This is a genomic window from Kineococcus aridisoli, assembly GCF_050871885.1.
In the GTDB taxonomy this organism is placed as follows: domain Bacteria; phylum Actinomycetota; class Actinomycetes; order Actinomycetales; family Kineococcaceae; genus Kineococcus.
Window position 1 is genome coordinate 14,009 of sequence record NZ_JBJLSF010000019.1, and the last position, 23,065, is coordinate 37,073.

Sequence of the window (23,065 nt, forward strand, 5' to 3'; positions counted from 1 at the left end):
GGCCGGCTGCCCGCAGCCCACCCACCGGTCGCCGTGCACCGGCGGCCGGTGGGCAGCCGGTAGCCTGACGGGGTGTACGAGATCGAGATCGGCCGCGGCAAGCGGGGGCGTCGCGCCTACAGCTTCGACGACATCGCGGTCGTGCCCAGCCGCCGCACGCGCGACCCCGAGGACGTCTCGACGGCCTGGCAGATCGACGCGTACCACTTCGACATCCCGGTGATGAGCGCGCCGATGGACTCGGTGACCTCACCGTCCTCGGCCGTGGCGCTGGGCCGCCTGGGCGGTCTGGGCGTGCTCGACCTCGAGGGGCTGTGGACGCGCTACGAGGACCCGCAGCCGCTGCTGGCGGAGATCGCCGGCCTGGACCCGGCCGTGGCGATCCCGCGCATGCAGCAGATGTACGCCGAGCCGGTGAAGGCCGAGCTCATCACCCAGCGCCTGGCCGAGGTCCGCGCCGCGGGCGTCACCGTCGCCGGCGCGCTCTCCCCGCAGCGCACCCAGGAGTTCTGGAAGGTCGTCGTCGACGCCGGCGTGGACCTCTTCGTCATCCGCGGCACCACCGTCTCCGCCGAGCACGTCTCCGGGCGCAGCGAGCCGCTGAACCTCAAGCGGTTCATCTACGAGCTCGACGTGCCCGTCGTCGTCGGCGGGGCGGCCACGTACACCGCCTCGCTGCACCTCATGCGCACCGGTGCGGCCGGCGTCCTCGTCGGCTTCGGCGGCGGCGCCGCGCACACCACCCGCACCGCGCTGGGCATCCACGCGCCGATGGCCTCCGCCGTCGCCGACGTCGCGGCCGCGCGCCGCGACTACATGGACGAGTCCGGCGGGCGCTACGTGCACGTCATCGCCGACGGCGGTGTCGGCACCTCCGGCGACATCGTCAAGGCCGTCGCCTGCGGCGCGGACGCCGTCATGCTCGGCGCCGCCCTGGCCCGCGCCACCGAGGCGCCCGGCCGCGGCTGGCACTGGGGCCCCGAGGCGCACCACGCGGTGCTGCCGCGCGGGGAGCGGGTGCACGTCGGCACGGTCGCGCCCCTGGCGGAGATCCTCAACGGCCCCGGCCGGGTCGCCGACGGCTCGACGAACCTCATGGGCGCGCTGCGCCGGTCGATGGCCACCACGGGCTACTCCGACCTCAAGGAGTTCCAGCGCATCGAGGTCGTCGTCTCGCCCTACCAGCCCCGCTGAACCAGCCCCGCTGAACGACCGGACCCGCCGCAGCGGATCCGCTGGACGAACGGACCACCGTGCCCCACCCGGAGCAGACCCCCTGGACGCCCGACGCCATCGGCCCGCAGGAGGGGCGCACGGTGGTCGTCACCGGCGCGAACTCCGGGCTGGGCTTCCACGTCGCCACCGAGTTCGCGCGCCGCGGCGCCGACGTGCTGCTGGCGTGCCGCAACGCCGAGCGCGGGCGCGACGCGCTGGAGCGGCTGCGCGCGGAGGTCCGCGACTCCGGCGTCGAGGCCAGCGCCGAGGTCGTCGCGCTGGACGTCGCCGACCTGGCGAGCGTGCGGCGCGCGGCCTCGGACCTGCTGCACCGGCGCTCCAGCATCGACGTGCTGGTCAACAACGCCGGTGTCATGGCGCCGCCGTTCGGGCGCACCGCCGACGGCTTCGAGACGCAGGTGGGCACGAACCACCTGGGCCACTTCGCCTTCACGGGCCTGCTGCTGCCGGCGCTGCTGGCCGGCGGCGGAGCGCGCGTGGTGAACGTCTCCAGCGTGGCGCACCGCTTCGGCCGGCTGGACCGCGGGAACTACCAGAGCGAGCGCAGCTACCGGAAGTGGCCCGCCTACGGGCAGTCGAAGCTGTCCAACCTGCTGTTCGCGCTGGAGCTGCAGCGCCGGGCCGCCGCCGTGGGCGCCCCGCTGGTCTCGACCGCCGCCCACCCGGGCCTGTCGGACACGAACCTGTGGAAGTCCACGCCGCTGTCGGGCAACCGCGTCGGGGAGGCCGTGGGCGCCGTCCTCAGCCGCGCCATCGCCCAGTCCCCGGCCCAGGGCGCCTGGCCGCTGCTGCGCGCGGCCACCGACCCGCAGGCGCGCGGCGGGGAGTTCTACGCACCGGGCGGACCGCGCGAGTGGCGCGGTTTCCCGGTGCAGGTCCGGGCGAGCGCGGCGGCCTACGACACCGCCGACGCAGCCTGGCTGTGGGCCCGCTCGGTGGAGTGGACGGGCGTCGGCTTCGAGCAGCTCACCGCCTGAGGCGGGCCTCCGCGCGGGCACTCGCGCGGGCGCTCACGCCGGGGCCTGCGCCCCGGCCCGCCCGCGGCGCAGCAGCCGCGGCAGCGGCAGCGCGGTGAGCACCGCGGCGGCGACGGCGACGACGGCCAGCCCGGCGGCCGGGCCGGAGGACTCCGAGAGCGCACCGCCCACCGCCGCGCCCGTCGCCACGCCCAGCACGATGCCGGAGTTCAGCAGGGCCATGACGAACGCGCCGCGCTCGGCGGCCACGAGCGCGGCCGCGGTCGTGCTGATCGTCACCAGCCCGGGCCCCACGAACAACCCGGTGACCAGGACGGCGCCGCTGAGCGCGAGCAGGCCGTGCCCGGCGGCGGCCACGAGCAGGCCCGAACCGGCGAGCATCCCGGCGCCGCACGCCAGCCAGCGCAGCGCCAGGCCGACCCGCTCGGGCACGAGCACCAGGCACAGCGTCGTGGCGGTGGAGCCGATGGCCATGACGGCGTAGACGAGCGAGCCCGCGGACGCGCTGCCGCCCGCCTCGGCGGCGGCGGTGACACCGGTCTGGGTGGCGCCGAAGACGGTCCCCATCGCGAGCATCCCGGCCACCGGCCCGGCCACCGCCCACGGCACCCGCGGGCGGGGGCCGCCGTGCTCGGCGGGGCGGGGGGCGGTCACCCGGTGGGTGCGGTGGCAGGCGAACGCGGTGACGAAGACGGCCACCAGGGCGGCGGCCACGACGAGCGCACCGGCGGGCCCGGCGAGGACGCCGACGATCCCGACGAGGGCCGGGCCGAGGATGAAGGCGGCCTCGTCGACGGTGCCCTCGAAGGCGAACGCGGTCCGCTGCTCCTCGACGCGGGGCGTCATCCGCAGCCACCGGGCGCGGGAGAACCCGCTGACCGAGGGCAGCGTCAGCCCCACGCAGGCGGCGGCCGCCAGCACCGTCCAGCCGGCCGGGCCGGCGAGGGCGGCGAAGAGGCCGGCGACGGCGAGCAGGTGCAGCACCACGACGGTCAGCAGGGCGCCGCGCTGACCGCGGCGGTCGGCGAAGGCGCCCACGACGGGGACGCCGACGGCCTCGCCGACCGCGGCGCAGGCGCTGGCGAGGCCGCCGACGGCCACCGAGCCGCTGGCGGAGGTGACGAGCGCGAGGACGGCCAGCGGCACCATCGTGATGGGCAGGCGGCCGACGGCGGTCGCGGCGAGGTAGGCGGCGCCGGACAGCTCCGGCAGGCGGGAGTAGCGGGACAGCAGGGCGGGCGAGCTCACGGGCAGGCTCCATCGTCGTGGCGCGCCTCCCCACCTCTGACGCGCCGCAGCCCTGAGTCGTTCTGGGAGGGATCCTAGCCCGGCGGGCGCTCCTGGCCGCCGTGCCAGCTGCGCCACAGGCTCGCGTAGGGGCCGTCGGCGTCGACGAGCTCGTGGTGGGTGCCCAGCTCGGTGATGCGCCCGCCCTCGACGACGGCGATGCGGTCGGCGTCGTGCGCGGTGTGCAGCCGGTGCGCGATGGCGACCGTCGTGCGGCCCTCCAGCACCCCCGCCAGCGAGCGCTCGGTGTGCCGGGCGGTGTTCGGGTCCAGCAGCGAGGTGGCCTCGTCGAGCACGAGGGTGTGCGGGTCGGCGAGCACCAGGCGGGCCAGCGCCACCTGCTGCGCCTGCGCGGCGGACAGCTCCACCCCGTTCTCGCCGACGGTCGTGGCCAGCCCCTGCGGCAGGGCGCGCACCCAGCCCAGGGCGCCGACGGGCTCCAGCGCGGCCTCGACCGCGCCGTCGTCGGCCTCCGGCACGGGCAGCGCGACGTTGTCGCGCAGGGAGGCGCTGAAGACGTGCCGCTCCTGGGTGACGAGCGCGACCTGGCGGCGCATCGCCTCCAGCGGCAGCCCCGTCACCTCCGCGCCGCCCACCCGCACCGAGCCGCTGGTGGGCGGGGCGATGCCGGCGATGAGCCGGCCCAGCGTCGACTTGCCGGCACCGGTGGGCCCGACGACCGCGAGCCGCTCGCCGGGCTCCAGCGACAGCGAGACGTCGTGCAGCACGGGGCGCCCGGGGGCGTAGGCGTAGCCGACCCGCTCGGCGCGCACGTCGTCGGAGACGGCCTGCTCACCGCTGACCTCGCGGTCGGGCGGGACCGTCGCCAGGCCCACCACGCGCGCGAAGGAGGCCTGCCCGACCTGCAGCTCGTCCCACCAGATGAGCAGCTCGTTGACGGGGCCCACGAGCTGGCGCAGGTAGAGGACGACGGCCGCGACCTGGCCGGTGCTGGCGAGGTCGTGGCGCACGAGGTGGCCGCCCCACACGAGCGCGACCACGACGGGCAGCAGGTAGGACATCTCGATCGTGGGGAACCACCGCAGGCGCAGCCCGAGGGTGTAGCGCTCGCGCTGCACGGTCTCGCCGATGACGCGGTCCACCAGGCGCACCCGCTGGTCGGCCAGCGCCAGCGCCTCCACGGTGCGCACGTTCTCGACGTTCTCGCCGAGCGTGGTGGAGATCCGTCCCCACCACGCGCGCTCGGCGGCGTACCCGGCCGCTGCCCGGCGCAGGTACCAGCGGGTGCCGACGAGCAGGCCCGGCAGGCCGACGACGACCGCCAGCGCGACGAGCGGGCCGGTGAGGAAGGCCGCCGCGACGGTGAGCAGCGCCGTCACCGACGCCACGAGGATCGCCGGGGCGCCGTAGCGCACGGTGTAGCTGAGGGCGTCGACGTCGTTGGTCGTGCGGGAGACGAGGTCCCCGGTGCCGGCCTGCTCGACGACCGACAGCGGCAGCCGGGTGGCGCGGCCCAGGAACTCCTCGCGCAGCTCGGCGAATACCTCCTCGCTCAGCGACAGCGAGCGGTAGCGCGCCACCCGGGCCAGCAGCGCCTGCGCGACGACGGCGGCGACCAGCAGCACGACGGTGCGGTCGACGTCGCCGAGCACGGCGGCCGGGTCGGCCCCGCGCGCCGCGGCGACGACGTCGTCGACCAGGCCGCCCAGCAGCCAGGGGCCGGCCAGGCCCACCAGCGCGGCGCCCGAGTGCAGCGCCATCATCACCAGCCCCGGCCGGCGGTGCCGGCGCAGCAGGCGGCGCACGTCGCGCAGCACGTGCGCGCGGTCGGCGACCGGCAGGGTGGTGCGCTCGTCGAGGAGGGCCTCGACGCCCTCGGTGGTGGTGCTCACGAGCTCTCCTCGCCGGGCAGGGGGGCGGGTACGGGGCGGCGGCCGCCGGACTGGGCGGGGACGGTGTCCGCGCTGCCGCCGGTGCTCGTGCCGGTGCTCGCGCCGGCGGCGGCGTCGCGGGTGACGAAGCGCCGGTAGCCGGCGTCGCGGGCCAGCAGCTCCGCGTGCGTGCCGCTGGTCACCAGCCGCCCGCCGCGCACCCAGTGCACGGTGTCGGCCTGCGGCAGCACCAGCGGGCTGGCGCTGGCGACGAGCGTGGTGCGCCCGGCGCGGGCCGCGCGCAGCCGGCCGGCGATGCGGGCCTCGGTGTGCGCGTCCACGGCGCTGGTCGGCTCGACGAGGACGAGGACCTCGGGGTCGCGCAGCAGCACCCGGGCCAGGGCCAGGCGCTGGCGCTGGCCGCCGGACAGCGAGCGGCCGCGCTCGGCGACCGCGCCGCGCAGGCCGCCGTCGACGAGGTCGACGACCTCGGTGGCGTCGGCGACCCGCAGGGCGGCGAGCACCTCCGCGTCGGTGTGCAGGTTCTCCGGGTCCACCTGCTCGCGCAGGGTGCCGCTGAACAGCTGGGCGTCGTCCTCGGCGAGGACGACCCGGCGGCGCACCTCGGCCACGGGCACCTGCCGCAGCGGCACGCCGGACAGCGTCGCGCCGGTGCCCGCGCCCGTGCCCGCGCCCGTGCCCGTCGCGGGGGCGTCCTCGAAGCGGGCCAGCCGCCGGCCCAGCGGCCCGGCGTCCTCGGGCGGGTCGCTGACGACGACCGTCAGCGCGCCCGGCACGGCGACGACGCCGGAGGCGGGGTCGGCCAGCGGGCCGGCCGGCGGGTGCTGCAGCTGCCCGGCCGGGGCGTCGGCCAGCAGCGGCGGCACCTCCAGCATCGTCACCAGCCGGCGGGCGGCGACGAGGGCGCGGGCGTACTTGTCCGCGGTCTCCACGAGCATGCGCAGCGGGGAGGTGAGGAAGGCGGCGTAGCCGTAGAGCGCGACGAGGTCGCCGGGGGTGATCTCCCCGCGGACGGTGGCGCGCGCGCCCGCCCACACCAGGGCGGCGACGAGCAGGCCGGGGACGAGCACCTGCAGCGCCTCCAGCGCCGACTCCCAGGCGGCCACCCGCACGCCCGCGGCCCGCACCTGCTGGCTCTTGGCCCGGTAGCGGGAGAGGAAGAGGTCCTCGCCGCCGACGCCGCGCAGGATGCGCAGGCCGCGGACGGTGTCGGTGCCCAGCGCCGTCAGCTGCCCGGTGAGCTCGCGCTGGCGCCGCTGGCGCTCCTGCAGCGGGCGCAGCAGCACCAGCAGCGCCACGAGGACCGCGGGGATGCCGAGCAGGACGATGAGCCCCAGCGGCACGGAGGTGCGCAGCACGAGCACGGCCACGACGACGACGGCGAGCACCGAGGCCACGGCGCGCTGGGTGACGTCGAAGGCGTCGGCCAGGCGGGGGCCGTCGGAGGCGGTGCTGGCGAGCACCTCGCCCTGCGGCAGCCGGGCGGTCACGGCGGTGCCGGCGCGGGCGGTGTGCCGGCCGACCTGCTGCAGCGTGCGGAAGCAGGCGGTGAGCCAGTTCGTGACGCCGTAGTAGTGGCGCACCACGGCGGCCAGCGTCGTCGCGACGGCCAGCGCCAGGACGAGGGCGGACCACCGCAGCAGCGCGCCGTCGTCGCCGGCCAGGACGCCCTCGTCGAGGGCCTTGCCGACGGCGGCGGGCAGGACGGCCTGCGTGAGCATCCAGGCGCAGCCGAAGGCGGTGCCGATCGCGAGGGAGCGCCACTGCTGCGCGGCCGTGCGCAGCAGCAGCTTCAGAGGGGAGCGGACGTCGGGGGCGCCGGGGTCGGCGAGGGGGAGTTCCCGCACGTGGATCGACGGTAATCGTTGTCCGGGCGACTCTCCATCCGATATCGGACCCGCGTCCCACCGGCGGCCGCCGGACGTCGTGCGACGCCGGCGCCACGGTGCGTGAGCGCCGCCGTGGCACAGTGGTCCCGTGGGGGGACAGGAGGGGCCCGGGCCCCTGGACGCGCACGTGCGGCTGCTGCACCTGCCGCTGCTGCTGCGGGCCCGGCTGAACCGCCACGTCGAGGCGCTGCTGCGGGAGTTCGCCCTCATCCGGATCGGCGGGGAGCGCGGGGACGGCGCCTCGCTGCCCACCCGGCTGCTGGAGCTCAGCGTCGAGCTGGAGACCACCTACGCCCCGCTGCGCGCCCAGCGCGCGCAGGCGATGGAGGATGCGCTCGCCGCGGGGGCCACGCACTTCGACGCCGAGTACGACACCACGACCGCGTCGGCGCCCTACGTGCAGCACCTGCTCGACGTGCTCGAGGAGGCCGACGCGTACTGCCGCACCCGGCACCTGCTGACGCTGCCCGCCGAGCCCGGGCTCGTCGCCTTCCGCCGCTGGCTGTTCGGCGAGATCGTCGGCCAGCTCGCCGGTGGGCCGGCCCGGCCCTGGCGGGACGAGGACGCCGGGGAGGCGGTCGCGGCGCCCGGCGCCGTCGCCGCACCGCCGACCGGGGCGGGCGGGCCGGCCGGGGAGGCCGTCGGGCCGCCGCTGGTGCTGGACCCGGTGGCCGACGCGGTGGCCGCCGCCCGCCGCCACGTGCGCTCCACGTTGCGCCGCATGGACGCCGAGGACGTCGAGGAACCCGCGGAGCTGGCCGTCTCGGAGGTCGTCACGAACGCCGTGCTGCACGCCCGCACCCCGTTCGCGATCACCGTGCGCGCCAGCGCCTCCGGCGGGGTGCGCGTCGAGGTCGCCGACGCCTCGCCGGCCCCCGTGCAGGTGCGCCGCCTCGGCAGCTCGGCCACCACCGGCCGCGGGCTGCAGGTGGTGGCCTCGCTGTCCACGGACTGGGGCGTCGAACCGCTGCCCGCCGGGCAGGGGCCGGGCAAGACGGTGTGGTTCGAGCCGCGCCCGGACGCCGGGGCGGCGGCCGGCTGGTCCGTCGACCTGGAGGGGCTGCTGTAGCTGCGGCCGGGGCGACCGGCGGGGGGCCCGGAGGCAATACCCTGGGGAGGTGACGCCGCAAGCGCCCGAGAACCAGTCCGAAGCGACCGACACCGCACCGGCGGAGGTGGCCGCGGAACGCGCCCACCGCCCCGTCCTCGTCGTCGACTACGGCGCCCAGTACGCGCAGCTCATCGCGCGGCGGGTGCGCGAGGCCGACACCTACTCCGAGATCGTGCCCAGCTCCACGCCGGTGCACGAGATCCTCGCCAAGGACCCGGCCGCGGTGATCCTCTCCGGCGGCCCGTCCAGCGTGTACGCCGAGGGCGCCCCGCAGGTGGACCCGGCGCTGTTCGAGGCGGGCGTGCCCGTCCTCGGCATCTGCTACGGCTTCCAGGCGATGGCCCAGGCCCTGGGCGGCGAGGTCGCCCGCACCGGCCGCCGCGAGTACGGCGGGACGGCCGCGCAGCTGCAGGACGCGGCCTCCTCCACGCTGCTGCGCGACCAGCCGGCCGAGCAGTCGGTGTGGATGTCGCACGGCGACAGCGTCGCCAAGGCCCCCGAGGGGTTCCGCGTGACGGCCTCCTCGGCGGGCACCCCCGTCGCGGCGTTCGAGGACGACGAGCGCCGCCTCTACGGGGTGCAGTGGCACCCGGAGGTGAAGCACTCCACGCACGGCCAGGACGTGCTGGTGAACTTCCTGCGCCACGGCGCCCGCATCGACCCGGACTGGACGACGGGCAACGTCATCGAGGAGCAGGTCGCCCGCATCAAGGCGCAGATCGGCGACGGCAAGGTCATCTGCGCCCTGTCCGGCGGCGTGGACTCGGCGGTGGCGGGCGCGCTCGTGCAGCGCGCGGTCGGCGACCAGCTCACGTGCGTCTTCGTCGACCACGGCCTGCTGCGCGCCGGTGAGGCCGAGCAGGTCGAGAAGGACTTCGTCGCCGCGACCGGTGTGAAGCTGCACGTCGTGGACGCCGTCCAGCGCTTCGCCGACGCCCTCGACGGCGTCAGCGACCCCGAGCAGAAGCGCAAGATCATCGGCCGGGAGTTCATCCGCGTCTTCGAGCACGCCGCCCGCGAGGTCGTCGCGAAGGAGGGGTCCGACGAGGTGAAGTTCCTCGTCCAGGGCACCCTCTACCCGGACGTCGTGGAGTCCGGCGGCGGCACCGGCGCGGCGACGATCAAGAGCCACCACAACGTCGGCGGCCTGCCCGACGACCTCGCCTTCGAGCTCGTCGAGCCGCTGCGGGCGCTGTTCAAGGACGAGGTGCGCGCCGTCGGGCTGCAGCTCGGCCTGCCCGAGGCGATGGTCTACCGCCAGCCGTTCCCGGGCCCCGGCCTGGCGATCCGCATCGTCGGCGCGGTCACCCCGCAGCGCCTGGAGGTCCTGCGGGCCGCGGACGCCATCGCCCGCGCGGAGCTCACCGCGGCCGGCCTGGACCGGGAGATCTGGCAGTGCCCGGTCGTGCTGCTCGCCGACGTCCGCTCGGTCGGCGTCCAGGGCGACGGGCGCACCTACGGGCACCCCGTGGTGCTGCGGCCGGTGAGCTCCGAGGACGCCATGACGGCCGACTGGTCCCGGCTGCCCTACGACGTCCTGCAGCGGATCTCCACGCGCATCACCAACGAGGTGCCCGAGGTCAACCGCGTCGTGCTCGACGTCACGAGCAAGCCGCCGGGGACCATCGAGTGGGAGTGATCCCGCGCTGATCCCGCGCTGATCCCGCGCGGGGAGCCCCGCCGCCGGTCGCGGCGGGGCTCAGAGCGCGGCGGCCAGCCGGCGCACGGCCTCGTCGACGGCCGCCTCGTCGGCGGCGGGGACGCACAGGCGCAGGTGCGCGGCCTCCTCCTCGGCGACGGCGAAGTGCCGTCCCGGGCTGACGGCGACACCGCGCTCCAGGGCGCGGCGCGCCAGCTCCACGTCGTCGGTGCCGCGGGGCAGGCGCAGCCACAGCGAGAAGCCCCCGCGCGGGCGCACCCAGGAGCAGCCGGGCAGCTCGCGGGCCAGGGCGGTGCACAGGGCGTCCACGCGGGCGCCGAGCGCTGCCGACAGGGTGCGCAGGTGCCCGTTCCAGCCGGCGCCGGTGACGAGGTCGACGGCGGCCTCCTGCAGCGGGCGGGCGACGACGAGGTGGTCCACCGTGCGCAGCGCGCCGATGCGCTGCGCCACCGGCCCGCGGGCGATGACGCACCCCACCCGCAGGCTCGCGCCGGCCACCTTGCTGAGGGAGTTCACGGTGATGACCCGCCCGTCGGTGTCGTCGCGCAGCAGCGAGGGCGGGGCCGTGGGGCCGTGGCCCAGCCAGCGCGCGAAGTCGTCCTCGACGACGAAGGCGCCGGCGCGCGCGGCGATCTCCAGCACGGGCCGGCGCCGCTCGGCGGCCAGCACGTGCCCGTCGGGGTTGGCGTAGGTCGGCTGCAGGTACAGCAGGCGGGAGCCGGACTGCTCGAAGGCGCGCTCGAGCAGCTCGGGGCGCACGCCGTCGGTGTCGGTGGGCACGGGCACCGGCACGAGCCCGGCGCTGCGCAGCAGGGAGATGACGCCGGGGTAGCTGGGCACGGCCACGAGCACGGGGCTGCCGGCCGGCACGATCGAGCGCAGCACCGTCGACAGCGCCCCCTGCCCGCCGGGCATGACGCAGACGTCCTCGCGGTCGGCGCCCAGCTGCTGGGCGAACCAGGTGCGCAGCTCGGGCAGCCCCGCGGCGGGCGGCACCGACCAGGCCTGCGGGCGGCGGGCGGCGCGGGCCATCGCCGCGGCCAGCCGCGAGGTCGGCTGCAGCCCCAGGTCGAGGTAGCCGCGGGCCAGGTCGAGGGCGCCGTCCGGAGGAGCGGCCAGCGCGGCGAGCACCCCCTCGGCGTCGACGGGGGAGGTGCCCAGCGCCACGCGCTGCCAGTCGGTGTCGAGCGTGGGCGTGCGGGTGGCGCGGGCGACGAAGGTGCCCGCGCCGGGGCGGGTGGTGAGGGTGCCGTCGGCGACGAGGACGTCGACGGCGCGCTGGACGGTGACCGGGCCGACCCCGTGCTCGGCCACGAGCCGCCGGCTGCTGGGCAGCCTGGCCCCGGCCGGCATCGAGGCGGCCAGCTCGCGGAGGCTGGCGGTGACCCGCTGCACGCTGCTACCGTTTTCCATGAGAGATGACAATAGCGCTACTCCACGTGTCGGCGATAGCGGCAGGAGCGCGCGGTGAGCGCCCTGCTCGTCCTGGTCCTGCTGCTCGCGCTGGCGGTGCTGGCCCCGCTCGTCGGCGCCGACACCCGGTACCCCGGCGCCGGGCGCCGGGCGGACCGCCCAGCTCCCCGGAAGCGCTATCGCTTCCGTTCGAGTACCGCTACCGCCCCCGAGGTGCGTCGCGGGAGCCTGCGCGGCGCCGCGTAACCTGGCCCGCGTGCTGGACGAGGCCGGGGAGCGGCGTCCGCGGTCGAGCGCGTCGCGCACCGCGGCGCTCACCGCGGCCGCCCTCCTCGTCGTCGCCGTCTGCGTGGGCCTGGGCCTGTGGCAGTGGTCCCGCGGGCACGTCGTCGTCGACGACCCGCCCGCCCGGCGGCCCGTCACCGCCGTCGAGCAGGTCGTCACCGCCGGCGCCGCGGCCGGCTCGGCGCAGGCGGTGCTCTCCCGCGACGAGGTCGGCGCCCGCGTGCGGGTGAGCGGCACCTTCGACCCCGCCGTCGACCTGCTCGTGGCCGCCCGCCCGCTGGAGGGGCGCCAGGGCTCCTGGGTCCTGGGCGTGGTCCGCCTGGCCGACGGCTCCGGCCTGCCCGTGGTGCGCGGCTGGGTGCCCGAGGGGGCACCGGCCCCCGCCCCGCCGGCCGGGCCGGTCGAGCTGACCGGTGTCGTGCAGCCCCCCGAGGGCTCCGACGTGGCGCCCTCCACCGCTGCGCTGCCCGCGGGGCAGGTGTGGTTCGTCAGCGCCGCCGACCTCGTCAACCGCGTCGACTACCCCGTCGCCAGCGCCTACGTCGTCGACACCGCCCCCGCGGCGGGCCTGCGCGCGGTCCCGCCCGCGGACCCGGGCGAGGCCCGCCGCCGGCTGGACTGGGGCAACATCGCCTACGCCGCCCAGTGGTGGGTGTTCGCCCTGTTCGCCGTCGTCGTCTGGGTCAGGGCCGTGCGCGACGGGCGCAGGGACGCGGGGGAGGATGTCCCCGAGGAGGCGGCCGTCGCGGAGGGCGCGGCCGACGGCGACGGAGGACGAGACATGAGTGGTACCCGGTGAGCGCCGACCGCGTCGCGGGCGGGCTGCGGTCGCAGGCCAAGGTGCGCTCGGCGCTGCTGCGCTACCGCGTGCTGGCCTGGCTGACGGGCATCGGGCTGGTCGTCCTGACGTACTCGCTGCTGCGCTACCCGCTGCGCGCGGCCGACGTGGAGCTGCCCGGCGCCGAGGCGATCAGCCGCGTCCTCGGCCCGCTGCACGGGACCCTCTACATCCTGCTGCTGGTGTGCACCTTCGACCTCGGCACCCGGGTGCGCTGGCCGTGGGGGCGGATGGTCCTCACCGCGCTCGCGGGCACCGTCCCCTTCCTGTCGTTCTACGCCGAGCGCAAGAACCAGCGCGCCGTCAACGACCAGCTCGCCCGCGCGTGACGCAGGACCTCGGGCAGCGGCCCGCGCTGCAGCGGGTCGTCGTGCACGTGGCGGTGCGCACCGTCCGCGGCGCACCGGCCGGCGGTGTCCTCCTCGACGCCGCCGGCGTGCTGCCGCACGCCGTGCTCGCCCACGGCGAGACGCCCGCCGCCGCGGCCCGGCGCGCGGTCGGCCTCCCCGTCGTGACCGGTGCCGTCCTGGCGGTGGACGACGGCGTGCGGCGCGCGGCGGTGCCCGCCGGCGGGGTCGAGGCCGCCGCCGGGGAGGACGGCGTCGACGAGGTCGACGTGCACAGCGTCCACGTGGTGCTGGCCGCCGACCTGCCCTCGTCGCCGGAGGAGCTCCCCCCTCCGCTGCGGTGGGCGCCGGTCCCCGGCGGCTGGCCGCTGGCCGCCGACGCCGACGTCGCGGTCGAGCAGGCCGAGCTGGCGCGGTCGCTGCCGCCGGCCGACCCCCGCACGCCCGTGGTGCGCCAGCGGCTGGCCTGCTACGCGGTCGTGCTCGGCGACGACGCCCTGCTGCTGACCCGGCTCAGCCCGCTGACGCCCAGCCCCGGCCGCTGGACGCTGCCGGGCGGCGGCGTGGACCACGGCGAGCACCCGCTGGCGGCGGTGGTGCGCGAGGTGCACGAGGAGACGGGCATGGACGTCGAGGTCGACGGGCTCGCCGACATCGCCGCCGAGCACTTCACCGGCCGCTCCCCGCGCGGGGTGCTGGAGGACTTCCACGCCGTGCGGATCCTCGTGACGGCCACGCCCCTGCAGGTGCGCGAGCCCGAGGTGCTCGACGTCGGGGGCAGCACCGACCTCGCGCGGTGGGTGCCGCTGGCGGAGGCGGAGTCCGTCGGGCTCGTCGCCGTGGCCCACCGGGGGCTGCAGATCGCGCTGGCCGCCCAGCGCGCGGGCTGAGCCCGCGCGCCGCCCGGGCGAGCCCTCAGGTGGTTCCCAACCACGCCCCGTGACTGGCAGACTCCGCCCGCGTCGTCCCCTGCGCGGAAGCGAGCCCATGCCCCACGGTCGTCCCCTCGTCCGGTTCCTGTCCTCGGGTGCAGCCCTGGCGGTGCTGGTGTCCCCCGCGTGGGCGGTGCCCGCCAGCGCCGCGGCCACCCCCACCGCCACGGCCACCCCCAGCGCCTCGCCGACGGCCACGCCGACGGCCACCGCCACGGCCACCGCCACCGCCACGCCGACCGCCACGGCCACGCCGGCCGCGGTCGCCGTCCCCGCGCTGCTGCCGGCCCCCGCGGCCGGCCAGACCCAGATCCAGATCGGCGCCTTCAACGACTTCCACGGTCGCCTGGAGGCCCCCGACGAGACCGACGACGGCGCGCCCGTCGGCGGTGCCGCGCAGCTGGCCGGCGCGCTCGGCGCGCTGCGCGCGCAGCAGCCGAACACCGTCGTCGCCTCCGTCGGCGACAACGTCGGCGCCTCCACGTTCACCTCGTTCAGCCAGCAGGACGCGCCGACGATCGAGGCGCTCAACGCCATGGACGTCGCCGTCTCCGCGGTCGGCAACCACGAGTTCGACAAGGGCTTCGCCGACCTCACCGACCGCATCGGCGTGCGCGGCGAGCCCGGCGCGGGCGGGGCGGCCCCGCTGGCGGGCTTCCCGTACCTCGGCGCCAACGTCGCCCTCGCCGACGGCCGGCCCGCGCTGCCGGAGTACGCCGTCACCGACGTCGGCGGCATCCGCGTCGGCTTCATCGGCGTCGTCACGCAGGCGACGCCGAGCCTGGTCTCCCCGGACGGCATCCGCGGCCTGCAGTTCACCGACCCGGTGGCCGCCGCGAACCGGGTGGCCGCCCAGCTCTCCGACGGCGACGCCGCCAACGGCGAGGCGCAGGTGCTCGTGCTCCTGGCGCACGAGGGCTCGGCCGGCACCGACTGCGCCACCGTGGCCACCGAGGGCGCCTTCGGGAAGATCGTGCAGGGGGCCTCCCCGCAGATCGACGCGATCCTGTCCGGGCACACGCACCAGCTCTACGACTGCGAGTTCCCGGTGGCCGGCAAGCAGGTCGCCCGCCCGGTGCTGTCCGCCGAGTCGTACTCGACGGCCGTGGACCGCCTCGTCCTCAACGTCGACACCGCCACCGGCGACGTCGTCGCGCAGGCCCACCAGGTGCTGCCGGTCGTGGGCTTCACCCCGGACCCGCAGGTCCAGCGGATCGTCGACGAGGCGGTCGCCTCCGCCGAGGAGGTCGGCGCGCGCCCCGTCGGGCGCATCACCGCCGACATCACCCGCGCCTTCGCGGGCGGCGAGGACGACCGCGGCACGCAGTCGCCGCTGGCCAACCTCGTCGCCGACGCGCAGCTGCAGCAGACGCTGGGCGCGCGGGCGCAGATCGCCTTCGAGAACCCCGGCGGCGTCCGCGACGACCTGCGCTTCGCCCCCTCGGGCGCCGAGGGCCCCGGGGTGGTCACCTACGCCGAGGCGGCCGCCGTCCAGCCGTTCGCGAACTCCGTGGTCACCCTCAGCCTCACCGGCGCGCAGGTCCGCCGGGTGCTGGAGGAGCAGTGGCAGCCCGCCGGCTCCTCGCGGCCCTTCCTCGCGCTCGGCGTCTCCGAGGGCTTCGCCTTCACCTACGACCCGGCCGCACCCGCCGGCCGGCACGTCGTCTCGGCGACGCTGGACGGGGTGGAGCTCGACCCCGCGGCCACCTACCGGGTCACGGTGAACAGCTTCCTGGCCTCCGGCGGCGACAACTTCACGACGCTGGCCGAGGGCACCGAGCGCACCGAGCTCGGGCGCACCGACCTGGAGGCGTTCACCGCCTACCTGGGGCTGCCGGAGAACCAGCCGCTCTCGCCGGACCAGCAGCCGCGCTCGGCCGTCGCGGTCCCCGCACCCGCTCCCGCGCCGACCACCTCGGCCCCCGCGCCCGTCGCCCCGGCGCCCAGCGCCCCGGCGACGACCGCGCCGGCCGTGGTGCGCCCGACCGCCCGCCCGAGCGCGCGGCCGTCCGTGCGCCCGGTGGTCCGCCCGACGCGCACCGCGGCCCCCGGCCGGCTGGCGAACACCGGCGCCGAGGTGGCGCCCTTCGTGGTGACGGGGTCGGCGCTCGTGCTCACCGGTGGGCTGCTCGTCCTCGGGGCCCGTCGCCGGCGCGCCTCAGCACCGCCACGGCGGGCTCCGCCCGCGCTGGACGCACGAAGACCCGCCCGGTCGGCTGACCGGGCGGGCCTTCGCCACGAGGTGGTCGTCCCGAGCGTCGCCTCTCGGCGAGTGGCCGCTCGCAGCGGCTGAGGGTGAGGCCCGGGGACACGTACCGGAACGACCAGCCTGTCCAACCATCGGCACCCGCGGGGCATTCCTGCAGCCCCGGGCCGCCGCGGGCGTGCGGGCGCCCCGTCAGTGCCGGTGCGCCGGGTGCCCCGCGGGGGCCGGCCGCTCCAGCGCCGTCCCCTCCACGTCGAGGGCGGGCAGCCACCGCAGCCACCGCGGCAGCCACCACGCCGCCCGGCCCAGCAGCGACAGCGCGGCGGGCACGAGGACCATCCGGACCACGATCGCGTCGGCGAGGATGCCGACGGCCAGCGCGAAGGCGATCGGCTTGATCGTCGCGTCGCCCTCGGGCACGAAGCCCGCGAAGACGGAGAACATGATCGCGGCGGCGGCCACGACGACGGGCGCGGCCTGCCGGAAGCCGGTGCGCACGGCCTCGACGGGCTCGGCGCCGTGCGCGTGCGCCTCGTGCATGCGCGAGACGAGGAAGACCTGGTAGTCCATCGCCAGGCCGAAGAGGATCCCGACGACGATGATGGGCGCCAGGCTCAGCAGCGGGCCGGTGCTCTCGGCCTGCACGAGGTCCTTCAGCCAGCCCCACTGGAAGACCGCGGTGGTCGCCCCGAGCGCGGAGCCGATCGTCAGCAGGAACCCCAGGACGCCGACGACGGGGACGAGGATCGAGCGGAAGACGAGCACGAGCAGCAGGAACGCCAGGCCGACGACGAGCACGAGGTAGACCGGCAGCGCCTCGGCGAGGGTGGCGGAGACGTCGACGCTCACGGCCGTCGTGCCCGTGACGTAGGCCTGCGTCCCGGGGGCGTCGTCGGCGGCGATGCGCTCGCGCATCCGGTGCACGAGGTCGGTGGTCGCCTCGTCCTCGGGGTCGGTGGTCGGCACGACCGTGACCAGGGCGGCGCTGCCGTCGGCGTTCGGCGCGGCGGGCGTCGCCAGCGCCACCCCCTCCAGCCCGGCCAGCTCGGTGCTCAGCGCCTGCCCGCGCGCGGGTGCGCCGTCGCCGGTGACGAGCACGAGCAGCGGTCCGGTCACGCCCGGGCCGAAGCGCTCGGACAGGACCTGCTCGGCCCGCGCCTGGGTGCTGCCGTCGGGCCAGGCGGTGCTCAGCGTCGTGCGCATCGAGGCGACCGGGACCGTGATCGCGCCCAGGGCCACGACGGCGGCCAGCAGGGTCACCCAGCGGTGGGTGCTCACCGCGCGGCCCCAGCGGGCGAACAGGCCCGTCGGCGCCGGCGCGTCGGCCGGGTCGCCGACGGCCACGTGCTTGCCGGAGGCGTGGGTCAGGGCCCGCCGCGCCGAGCGCGGCAGCGCGCGCAGCCCGATGAGGCCGAGCGCGGCCGGCACCAGCGTGAGCGCGACGAGCACGGCCACGACGATGGTGGCGGCGGCCGCCAGGCCCATCTCGGTGAGGAAGGGGATGCCCGCCACGGCCAGGCCCGCCAGGGCGATGACGACCGTGGTGCCCGCGGTGAGCACCGCCGAGCCGGCGGTGCCGACGGCCACCGCCACGGCCTCGGGGACGCCGCGGCCGGCCAGCAGCTCGTGGCGGAAGCGCGTGACGATGAAGAGGGCGTAGTCGATGCCGACTGCCAGGCCGAGCATGACCGCCAGGATCGGGGTCGTGGACTGCAGGTCGACGAAGCCGGTGAGCGTGGTGATGCCCAGCGCGCCGATGCCCACGCCGACGACGGCGGTGAGCAGGTTCATCCCGGCGGCCACGAGCGAGCCGTAGGTGATGGCGAGCACGACGAGCGCGACGACGACGCCGATGACCTCGGCCGGGCCGCCGACCTCGGAGACGCCCTGGGTGGCCGTGCCGGTGACCTCGACGTCCAGGCCGTCCCCGCGCGCGGCGCCGACCGCGTCGAGGAGGGCCTCGCGGTCCTCCTCGGGGATCTCCGCGGCCTGCACGGGGTAGCCGACCGTGCTGTAGGCGGCGCGCAGGTCGGGGGAGACGGCGGGGGCGGCCGGGTCCAGGGGGTTGCTCGCGCCGCCGGCGCCGGGCAGGGCGCCCAGCACCTGCACGGCCGCGGCGATCCGGGCGGCGTTCTCCGGGGCGGTGACCTGCTGCCCCTGCGGCACCTCGAAGACCACCTGCGCGGAGGCGCCGCCGGCGGTGTCGCCGAACTCGGAGTCCAGCAGGCGCAGCGCCGTCGTGGACTCCTGGCCGGGGATCTCGAAGCTGTTGACGGTCGAGCCGGACAGGGTGGCCGCGCCGACGCCGGCGAGCGCGAGCAGCAGCACCCACAGCGCGACGACGAGGACCCGGAAGCGGTGGGCGGCCCGCCCGAGGCGGTGCAGCAGGGTGGCCAAGGCTCAGTCCTCCGTGCGGGGGGTGGGACGGTCGGTGGGGTGCCCCAGGGCGCCCAGGGCGGCGGCGACCAGGTGCGGCTGCACGAGCGCGGGGGCGAGGTCGCGGCAGGCGAGCGAGGTGACCGCGAGCCCGCCGAGGGCGGTGGTGATCCGGACGGCGCGCTCGGGGTCGGCCTCCACCTGCAGGCTCGCGCCGAACGCGCGGAAGAGCACCTCGCCGATGCTGTCCAGGCGCTCGGCGCTCATCGCGGAGCCGGGGGAGCTGAGGGCGGTGAGGACGAAGGCGACCAGCCCGGGGCGGCGGGTGGCCAGCTCGGCCATCGCCCGCAGGACCTCGCCGTCGCGCTCCGGGCCGGCGGGCAGCGGCGCCACGCGCCGGGCGAGCAGCTCCAGGCGCTCGACGGTGGAGGTGACGGTGGCCTCCCGCAGCGCCTCCTTGCTGGGGAAGCGGTGCAGCAGGCCGGTCTTGGAGTAGCCGACGGCGTCGGCGACGCGCTGCACGGAGGTCTGCTCGACGCCGTGGCGGGCGAACAGCGCGGCCGCCGCGTCGAGGATCTCCTCGTCGATCTCCTCCTTGGTGGGACGTGGCACCCGACCAGGGTAGACCGGTTCCGACCGGAACGGTCCGTCGAGGACCGGGGCGGTCCGCCGGGCAGGTGTCCCGTGTCCGCACCCAGCCCTACCCTGGAGGGGCCATGAGCACACTCTTCGACGACCTCCCGCTGGGTCCCTCCGGCTCCGGGGGCGGCTCCGGCGGGCAGCCGTCCGCCGGCTCCTCCCGCGGCCCCGCCCCCGCCGACCTGCTGACCGGGCTGAACCCCCAGCAGCGCGAGGCGGTCGTGCACGCCGGCTCCCCGCTGCTCATCGTCGCCGGGGCCGGCTCGGGCAAGACGCGCGTGCTCACCCACCGCATCGCCCACCTGCTCGCCGAGGGCCGCGCGACGCCGGGGCAGGTCCTGGCCATCACCTTCACCAACAAGGCCGCCGCCGAGATGCGCGAGCGCGTCGCGGCGCTCGTGGGCGACGTGGTCGGCATGGGCGCGCGCAGCATGTGGGTCTCGACGTTCCACTCCGCGTGCGTGCGGATCCTGCGCCGCGAGGCCACCCACCTCGGCATGCGCTCCTCGTTCTCCATCTACGACTCCGCCGACGCGCAGCGGCTCATGGCGATGGTCGGCCGCGAGCTGGAGCTGGACCCCAAGAAGCACGCCCCGCGGGCGATGTCGGCGATGGTCTCCAACCTCAAGAACGAGCTCGTCGACGAGGACGCCTTCGCCGAGCGCGCCCACTCCGAGGACGGCACCGCCACCGAGCGCGTGCTCGCCCAGGTCTACCGGGCCTACCAGCAGCGGCTGCGCCAGGCCAACGCCATGGACTTCGACGACCTCATCATGTCGACGGTCCACCTGCTGCAGGCCTTCCCCGACGTCGCCGAGCACTACCGCCGCCGCTTCCGGCACGTCCTCGTCGACGAGTACCAGGACACCAACCACGCCCAGTACGTCCTCGTGCGCGAGCTCGTCGGCACCGGCGAGGGGCCCGTGCCGCGCGGCGAGCTGACGGTCGTCGGCGACGCGGACCAGTCGATCTACGCCTTCCGCGGCGCCACGATCCGCAACATCGTCGAGTTCGAGCAGGACTACCCGGACGCGCGGACCGTGCTGCTGGAGCAGAACTACCGCTCCACGCAGACGATCCTGTCCGCGGCCAACGAGGTCATCCGGCACAACGAGGACCGCCGCGCCAAGAACCTGTGGACGGCCTCCGGCGCGGGGGAGCAGATCGTCGGCTACGTCGCCGACGACGAGCACGACGAGGCGGCGTTCGTGGCCGAGGAGGTCGACCGGCTGCACGACGCCGGCGCCGCCCGCTACGGCGACGTGGCGGTCTTCTACCGCACCAACGCCCAGTCGCGGGCGCTGGAGGAGGTCTTCATCCGCACCGGCCTGCCCTACAAGGTGGTCGGCGGCACCCGCTTCTACGAGCGCCGCGAGGTCAAGGACGCCGTCGCCTACCTGCGGCTGCTGGACAACCCCGACGACACGGTGAACATGCGCCGGGTCCTCAACGTGCCCAAGCGCGGCATCGGCGAGCGCGCCGAGGCCGCGGTGCTCGTGCTCGCCGAGCGCGAGCGGATCAGCTTCAACGAGGCGCTGTGGCGCGCCGACGAGGCGATCGGGCTCGCCTCCCGCTCGCTCAAGGCGATCAGGGGCTTCGCCCAGCTCGTCGACGACCTGCGCACCCTGGCCGAGTCGGGGGCCTCCCCGGCCGTCGTGCTGGAGGCGGTGCTGGAGCAGACCGGCTACCTCGCCGAGCTGCGCGCCAGCGGCGACCCGCAGGACGAGTCGCGCGTGGAGAACCTCGCCGAGCTCGTCGCCGTCGCCGAGGAGTTCGCCGACGCCACCCCCGGGGGCACGCTGTCGGACTTCCTCGAGCGCGTCTCGCTGGTCGCCGACGCCGACCAGATCCCCTCCGAGGGCGAGGACGAGGGGGTCGTGACCCTCATGACCCTGCACACCGCCAAGGGCCTGGAGTTCCCCGTGGTCTTCCTCACCGGCATGGAGGACGGGACCTTCCCGCACCTGCGCTCGCTGGGCGACCCCGACCAGCTCGCCGAGGAGCGCCGGCTGGCCTACGTCGGCCTCACCCGCGCCCGCGAGCGGCTCTACCTGACCCGCTCGGCCGTGCGCAGCGCCTGGGGCGCGCCCCAGCAGTACCCGCCCTCGCGCTTCCTCGACGACGTCCCGGCGACCCTCGTCGACTGGCGGCGCGGGCAGTCGGTGTTCGGCGACGTCTCCTCGCCCAGCTCCTCCACGCGCCTGGCCTCCCGGCCCGGTGTCCGCTCCAGCGGCACCCGCCCCGTGATCGCGCTGGCCCCGGGGGACCGCGTCACCCACGACTCCTTCGGCATGGGCACCGTCGTGCGCATCGAGGGCGAGGGCGACAAGACCATCGCGCACATCGACTTCCGCTCCGAGGGCACCAAGCGGCTGCTGCTGCGCTACGCCCCCGTCGAGAAGCTCTGAGGCGTGCCCGCTCCCGCGCAGCCCGACGACGTCGGCGCCGACCTCGACGCGTGGGTGCGCGGCTGGGTCCTCGCGCGCGGCGTGAGCGGTGCCGTGCGGACCCCCCACTGGTGGCGCGTGCCCACGGGCACGGACACCGAGCGCTGCCGGTGGGTGCTGACCACCCCCTCCGCCGCCGCCGTGCGCGAGGCGGTGGCCGAGGCCCGCGCCGAGACCGACCACGTCAAGACCGCCGGCGACCCCGCCGCGTGGCTGCCCCGCCTGGGCCCGGGCTGGCGGCCGGAGCAGCCGACGTGGCTGATGACGACCCCCCTGGCGGCGGTGCACCCGCCCGCCGCGCCCCCGGGGTACCGCCTCGCCACCAGCACCGCCGGGGCCACCACCGTGCTCACGGTGCACGCCGCCGACGGCACCCCGGCCGCTCGCGGTCACCTCGCCGTGGCCGGCGCCGACGCGGTCTTCGACCGGATCAGCACCGAGGCGCAGCACCGGCGCCGGGGCCTCGGCTCCCTCGTCATGACGCACCTCGCCGCCGCCGCCCGCGCCGGCGGCGCCCGGCGCGGCGTCCTGGTGGCCAGCGCGCAGGGGCGGGCCCTCTACACCTCGCTGGGGTGGCGCACCCGCTCCCCGATCACCGGAGCGCACCGCCACCTCGGGACCGGGGCCGTGGGCTCCCCGCGGTAGCGGCCGACGAACCGTCCGCCACCGCGGGCAGGCTCCGACGATCCGTCGCTTGCCCCCGGCGCGCGGCCGTCGTGGGATTCCTGCATGGACGACTCCCCGCCCCCCGGCCCGGTGCGCATCGCCGGCCTGCAGACCAGCGGGACCCCCGGCGACGTGGCCGCCAACCTCGCCGAGCTGGAGCGCGCCGCCCGCCGGGCCGCCGAGCGCGGTGCGCAGCTGCTCGTCACCCCCGAGCTGTTCGTCACCGGCTACGACATCGGTGCGCAGGAGGTGGCCCGCCTCGCCCGCCAGGACCTGCTCGCCCCGGTGCGGCGCATCGCCGCGGACACCGGCCTGGCGATCGTCCTCGGCGCCCCGGAGGCGGACGGCGAGGCCGTCTACAACAGCGCCTTCTTCGTCGACGACACCGGCGAGGTCACCGGCCGCTACCGCAAGACGCACCTGTTCGGCGAGCTGGACCGGCGCACCTTCGCCCCGGGGCACGACCTCGTGCACGTCGTGGAGCACCGCGGTCTGCGCATCGCCCTGCTCATCTGCTACGACGTCGAGTTCGGCGAGGCCGTGCGCGCCGCCGCCCGCGCCGGAGCGCACCTGGTGGCCGTGCCCACCGCGCAGATGGAGCCGTTCGCCTTCGTGGCCGAGCACGTCATCCGCACCCGCGCCTGGGAGAACCAGGTGTACGTCGCCTACGTCAACCACGACGGCGTGGAGGGCGGGACGACCTACGTCGGCCGCAGCAGCATCGTCGCGCCCTCCGGGGACGTCCTGGACTCCGTCGTGCACGGCGACCACCTGCTGGTCGCCGACGTCGACCCGGCCGTCGTCGCCGACGCCCAGCGGCGCAACCCCTACCTCACCGACCTGCGCAGCGACCTGTACGCCCGGCACGCCGAGCAGTTCCCGCACACCCCCTGACAGCGAGGT

18 protein-coding genes are annotated in these 23,065 nt (G+C 76.7%); 12 read left to right on the plus strand and 6 right to left on the minus strand.

Annotated elements, in window-relative coordinates:
* Window positions 1-72: 72 nt before the first annotated feature.
* Window positions 73-1,194: a GuaB3 family IMP dehydrogenase-related protein gene (locus tag ACRYM2_RS07625; protein ID WP_432521195.1), complete on the plus strand. Its 1,122-nt coding sequence runs from the start codon at window positions 73-75 to the stop codon at window positions 1,192-1,194.
* Between the two features lie 59 nt (window positions 1,195-1,253).
* Entirely contained in the window at window positions 1,254-2,213 is a 960-nt protein-coding gene (locus ACRYM2_RS07630; protein ID WP_432521197.1) for an oxidoreductase, read from the plus strand.
* 33 nt (window positions 2,214-2,246) lie between these two features.
* Here ACRYM2_RS07630 and ACRYM2_RS07635 read toward each other — a convergent pair whose 3' ends face one another.
* The 3 genes from ACRYM2_RS07635 to ACRYM2_RS07645 form a co-directional block, all read right to left on the minus strand.
* Window positions 2,247-3,461, minus strand: a complete 1,215-nt coding sequence (locus tag ACRYM2_RS07635) for an MFS transporter (RefSeq protein WP_432521199.1) — start codon at window positions 3,459-3,461, stop codon at window positions 2,247-2,249.
* Between the two features lie 74 nt (window positions 3,462-3,535).
* A complete protein-coding gene (locus ACRYM2_RS07640; RefSeq protein WP_432521201.1) occupies window positions 3,536-5,353 on the minus strand; it encodes an ABC transporter ATP-binding protein in 1,818 nt (605 codons plus the stop codon).
* The gene (locus ACRYM2_RS07645) at window positions 5,350-7,200 is read right to left on the minus strand and encodes an ABC transporter transmembrane domain-containing protein (protein WP_432521203.1); all 1,851 of its coding nucleotides are present in this window, start codon (window positions 7,198-7,200) and stop codon (window positions 5,350-5,352) included. Before ACRYM2_RS07645 ends, ACRYM2_RS07640 begins: the two co-directional genes overlap by 4 nt.
* Window positions 7,201-7,330: 130 nt before the next feature.
* On the opposite strand from ACRYM2_RS07645, the gene ACRYM2_RS07650 reads away from it, so the two are divergent.
* Both ACRYM2_RS07650 and guaA read left to right on the plus strand, forming a co-directional pair.
* Window positions 7,331-8,311: an ATP-binding protein gene (locus ACRYM2_RS07650; protein ID WP_432521205.1), complete on the plus strand. Its 981-nt coding sequence runs from the start codon at window positions 7,331-7,333 to the stop codon at window positions 8,309-8,311.
* Between the two features lie 106 nt (window positions 8,312-8,417).
* Window positions 8,418-9,992, plus strand: a complete 1,575-nt coding sequence (guaA, locus tag ACRYM2_RS07655; protein ID WP_432521267.1) for a glutamine-hydrolyzing GMP synthase — start codon at window positions 8,418-8,420, stop codon at window positions 9,990-9,992.
* Window positions 9,993-10,052: 60 nt separating this feature from the next.
* Here guaA and ACRYM2_RS07660 read toward each other — a convergent pair whose 3' ends face one another.
* Window positions 10,053-11,426, minus strand: coding sequence for an aminotransferase-like domain-containing protein (locus ACRYM2_RS07660; RefSeq protein ID WP_432521207.1), 1,374 nt, complete (start codon window positions 11,424-11,426; stop codon window positions 10,053-10,055).
* Between the two features lie 54 nt (window positions 11,427-11,480).
* Here ACRYM2_RS07660 and ACRYM2_RS07665 point away from each other — a divergent pair, with 54 nt between their 5' ends.
* From ACRYM2_RS07665 to ACRYM2_RS07685, 5 genes are all read left to right on the plus strand, one after another.
* A complete protein-coding gene (locus tag ACRYM2_RS07665; protein ID WP_432521209.1) occupies window positions 11,481-11,672 on the plus strand; it encodes a hypothetical protein in 192 nt (63 codons plus the stop codon).
* A gap of 10 nt (window positions 11,673-11,682) precedes the next feature.
* Window positions 11,683-12,510 carry an SURF1 family protein gene (locus ACRYM2_RS07670; RefSeq protein WP_432521211.1) on the plus strand — a complete coding sequence of 276 codons (828 nt, stop codon included), beginning with the start codon at window positions 11,683-11,685 and terminating at the stop codon, window positions 12,508-12,510.
* Window positions 12,507-12,878, plus strand: a complete 372-nt coding sequence (locus tag ACRYM2_RS07675; RefSeq protein WP_432521213.1) for a DUF3817 domain-containing protein — start codon at window positions 12,507-12,509, stop codon at window positions 12,876-12,878. Before ACRYM2_RS07670 ends, ACRYM2_RS07675 begins: the two co-directional genes overlap by 4 nt.
* Window positions 12,875-13,786 (plus strand): NUDIX hydrolase, encoded by a 912-nt coding sequence (locus tag ACRYM2_RS07680; RefSeq protein ID WP_432521215.1) that lies wholly within the window; start codon window positions 12,875-12,877, stop codon window positions 13,784-13,786. Before ACRYM2_RS07675 ends, ACRYM2_RS07680 begins: the two co-directional genes overlap by 4 nt.
* Window positions 13,787-13,883: 97 nt before the next feature.
* Window positions 13,884-16,121: a bifunctional metallophosphatase/5'-nucleotidase gene (locus ACRYM2_RS07685; protein ID WP_432521217.1), complete on the plus strand. Its 2,238-nt coding sequence runs from the start codon at window positions 13,884-13,886 to the stop codon at window positions 16,119-16,121.
* A 105-nt stretch (window positions 16,122-16,226) separates the two neighbouring features.
* Here ACRYM2_RS07685 and ACRYM2_RS07690 read toward each other — a convergent pair whose 3' ends face one another.
* Together ACRYM2_RS07690 and ACRYM2_RS07695 are read right to left on the minus strand one after the other, a co-directional pair.
* Window positions 16,227-18,431, minus strand: a complete 2,205-nt coding sequence (locus ACRYM2_RS07690; protein ID WP_432521219.1) for an MMPL family transporter — start codon at window positions 18,429-18,431, stop codon at window positions 16,227-16,229.
* 3 nt (window positions 18,432-18,434) lie between these two features.
* A complete protein-coding gene (locus ACRYM2_RS07695; RefSeq protein WP_432521221.1) occupies window positions 18,435-19,022 on the minus strand; it encodes a TetR/AcrR family transcriptional regulator in 588 nt (195 codons plus the stop codon).
* A gap of 104 nt (window positions 19,023-19,126) precedes the next feature.
* On the opposite strand from ACRYM2_RS07695, the gene pcrA reads away from it, so the two are divergent.
* From pcrA to ACRYM2_RS07710, 3 genes are all read left to right on the plus strand, one after another.
* The gene (gene pcrA, locus ACRYM2_RS07700) at window positions 19,127-21,457 is read left to right on the plus strand and encodes a DNA helicase PcrA (protein ID WP_432521223.1); all 2,331 of its coding nucleotides are present in this window, start codon (window positions 19,127-19,129) and stop codon (window positions 21,455-21,457) included.
* A gap of 3 nt (window positions 21,458-21,460) precedes the next feature.
* On the plus strand, window positions 21,461-22,141 hold the full coding sequence (locus ACRYM2_RS07705) for a GNAT family N-acetyltransferase (RefSeq protein ID WP_432521225.1): 681 nt from the start codon (window positions 21,461-21,463) through the stop codon (window positions 22,139-22,141).
* Window positions 22,142-22,225: 84 nt separating this feature from the next.
* On the plus strand, window positions 22,226-23,056 hold the full coding sequence (locus ACRYM2_RS07710; RefSeq protein ID WP_432521227.1) for a carbon-nitrogen hydrolase family protein: 831 nt from the start codon (window positions 22,226-22,228) through the stop codon (window positions 23,054-23,056).
* The last annotated feature ends 9 nt before the right edge of the window (window positions 23,057-23,065 follow it).

Excerpts from the sequence above, each read along its gene's own strand:
- ACRYM2_RS07660 (WP_432521207.1), bottom strand. The coding sequence starts at position 11,426 with ATGGAAAACGGTAGCAGCGTGCAGCGGGTCACCGCCAGCCTCCGCGAG.
- ACRYM2_RS07685 (WP_432521217.1), top strand. The coding sequence starts at position 13,884 with ATGCCCCACGGTCGTCCCCTCGTCCGGTTCCTGTCCTCGGGTGCAGCC.
- pcrA (WP_432521223.1), top strand. The coding sequence starts at position 19,127 with ATGAGCACACTCTTCGACGACCTCCCGCTGGGTCCCTCCGGCTCCGGG.
- ACRYM2_RS07710 (WP_432521227.1), top strand. The coding sequence starts at position 22,226 with ATGGACGACTCCCCGCCCCCCGGCCCGGTGCGCATCGCCGGCCTGCAG.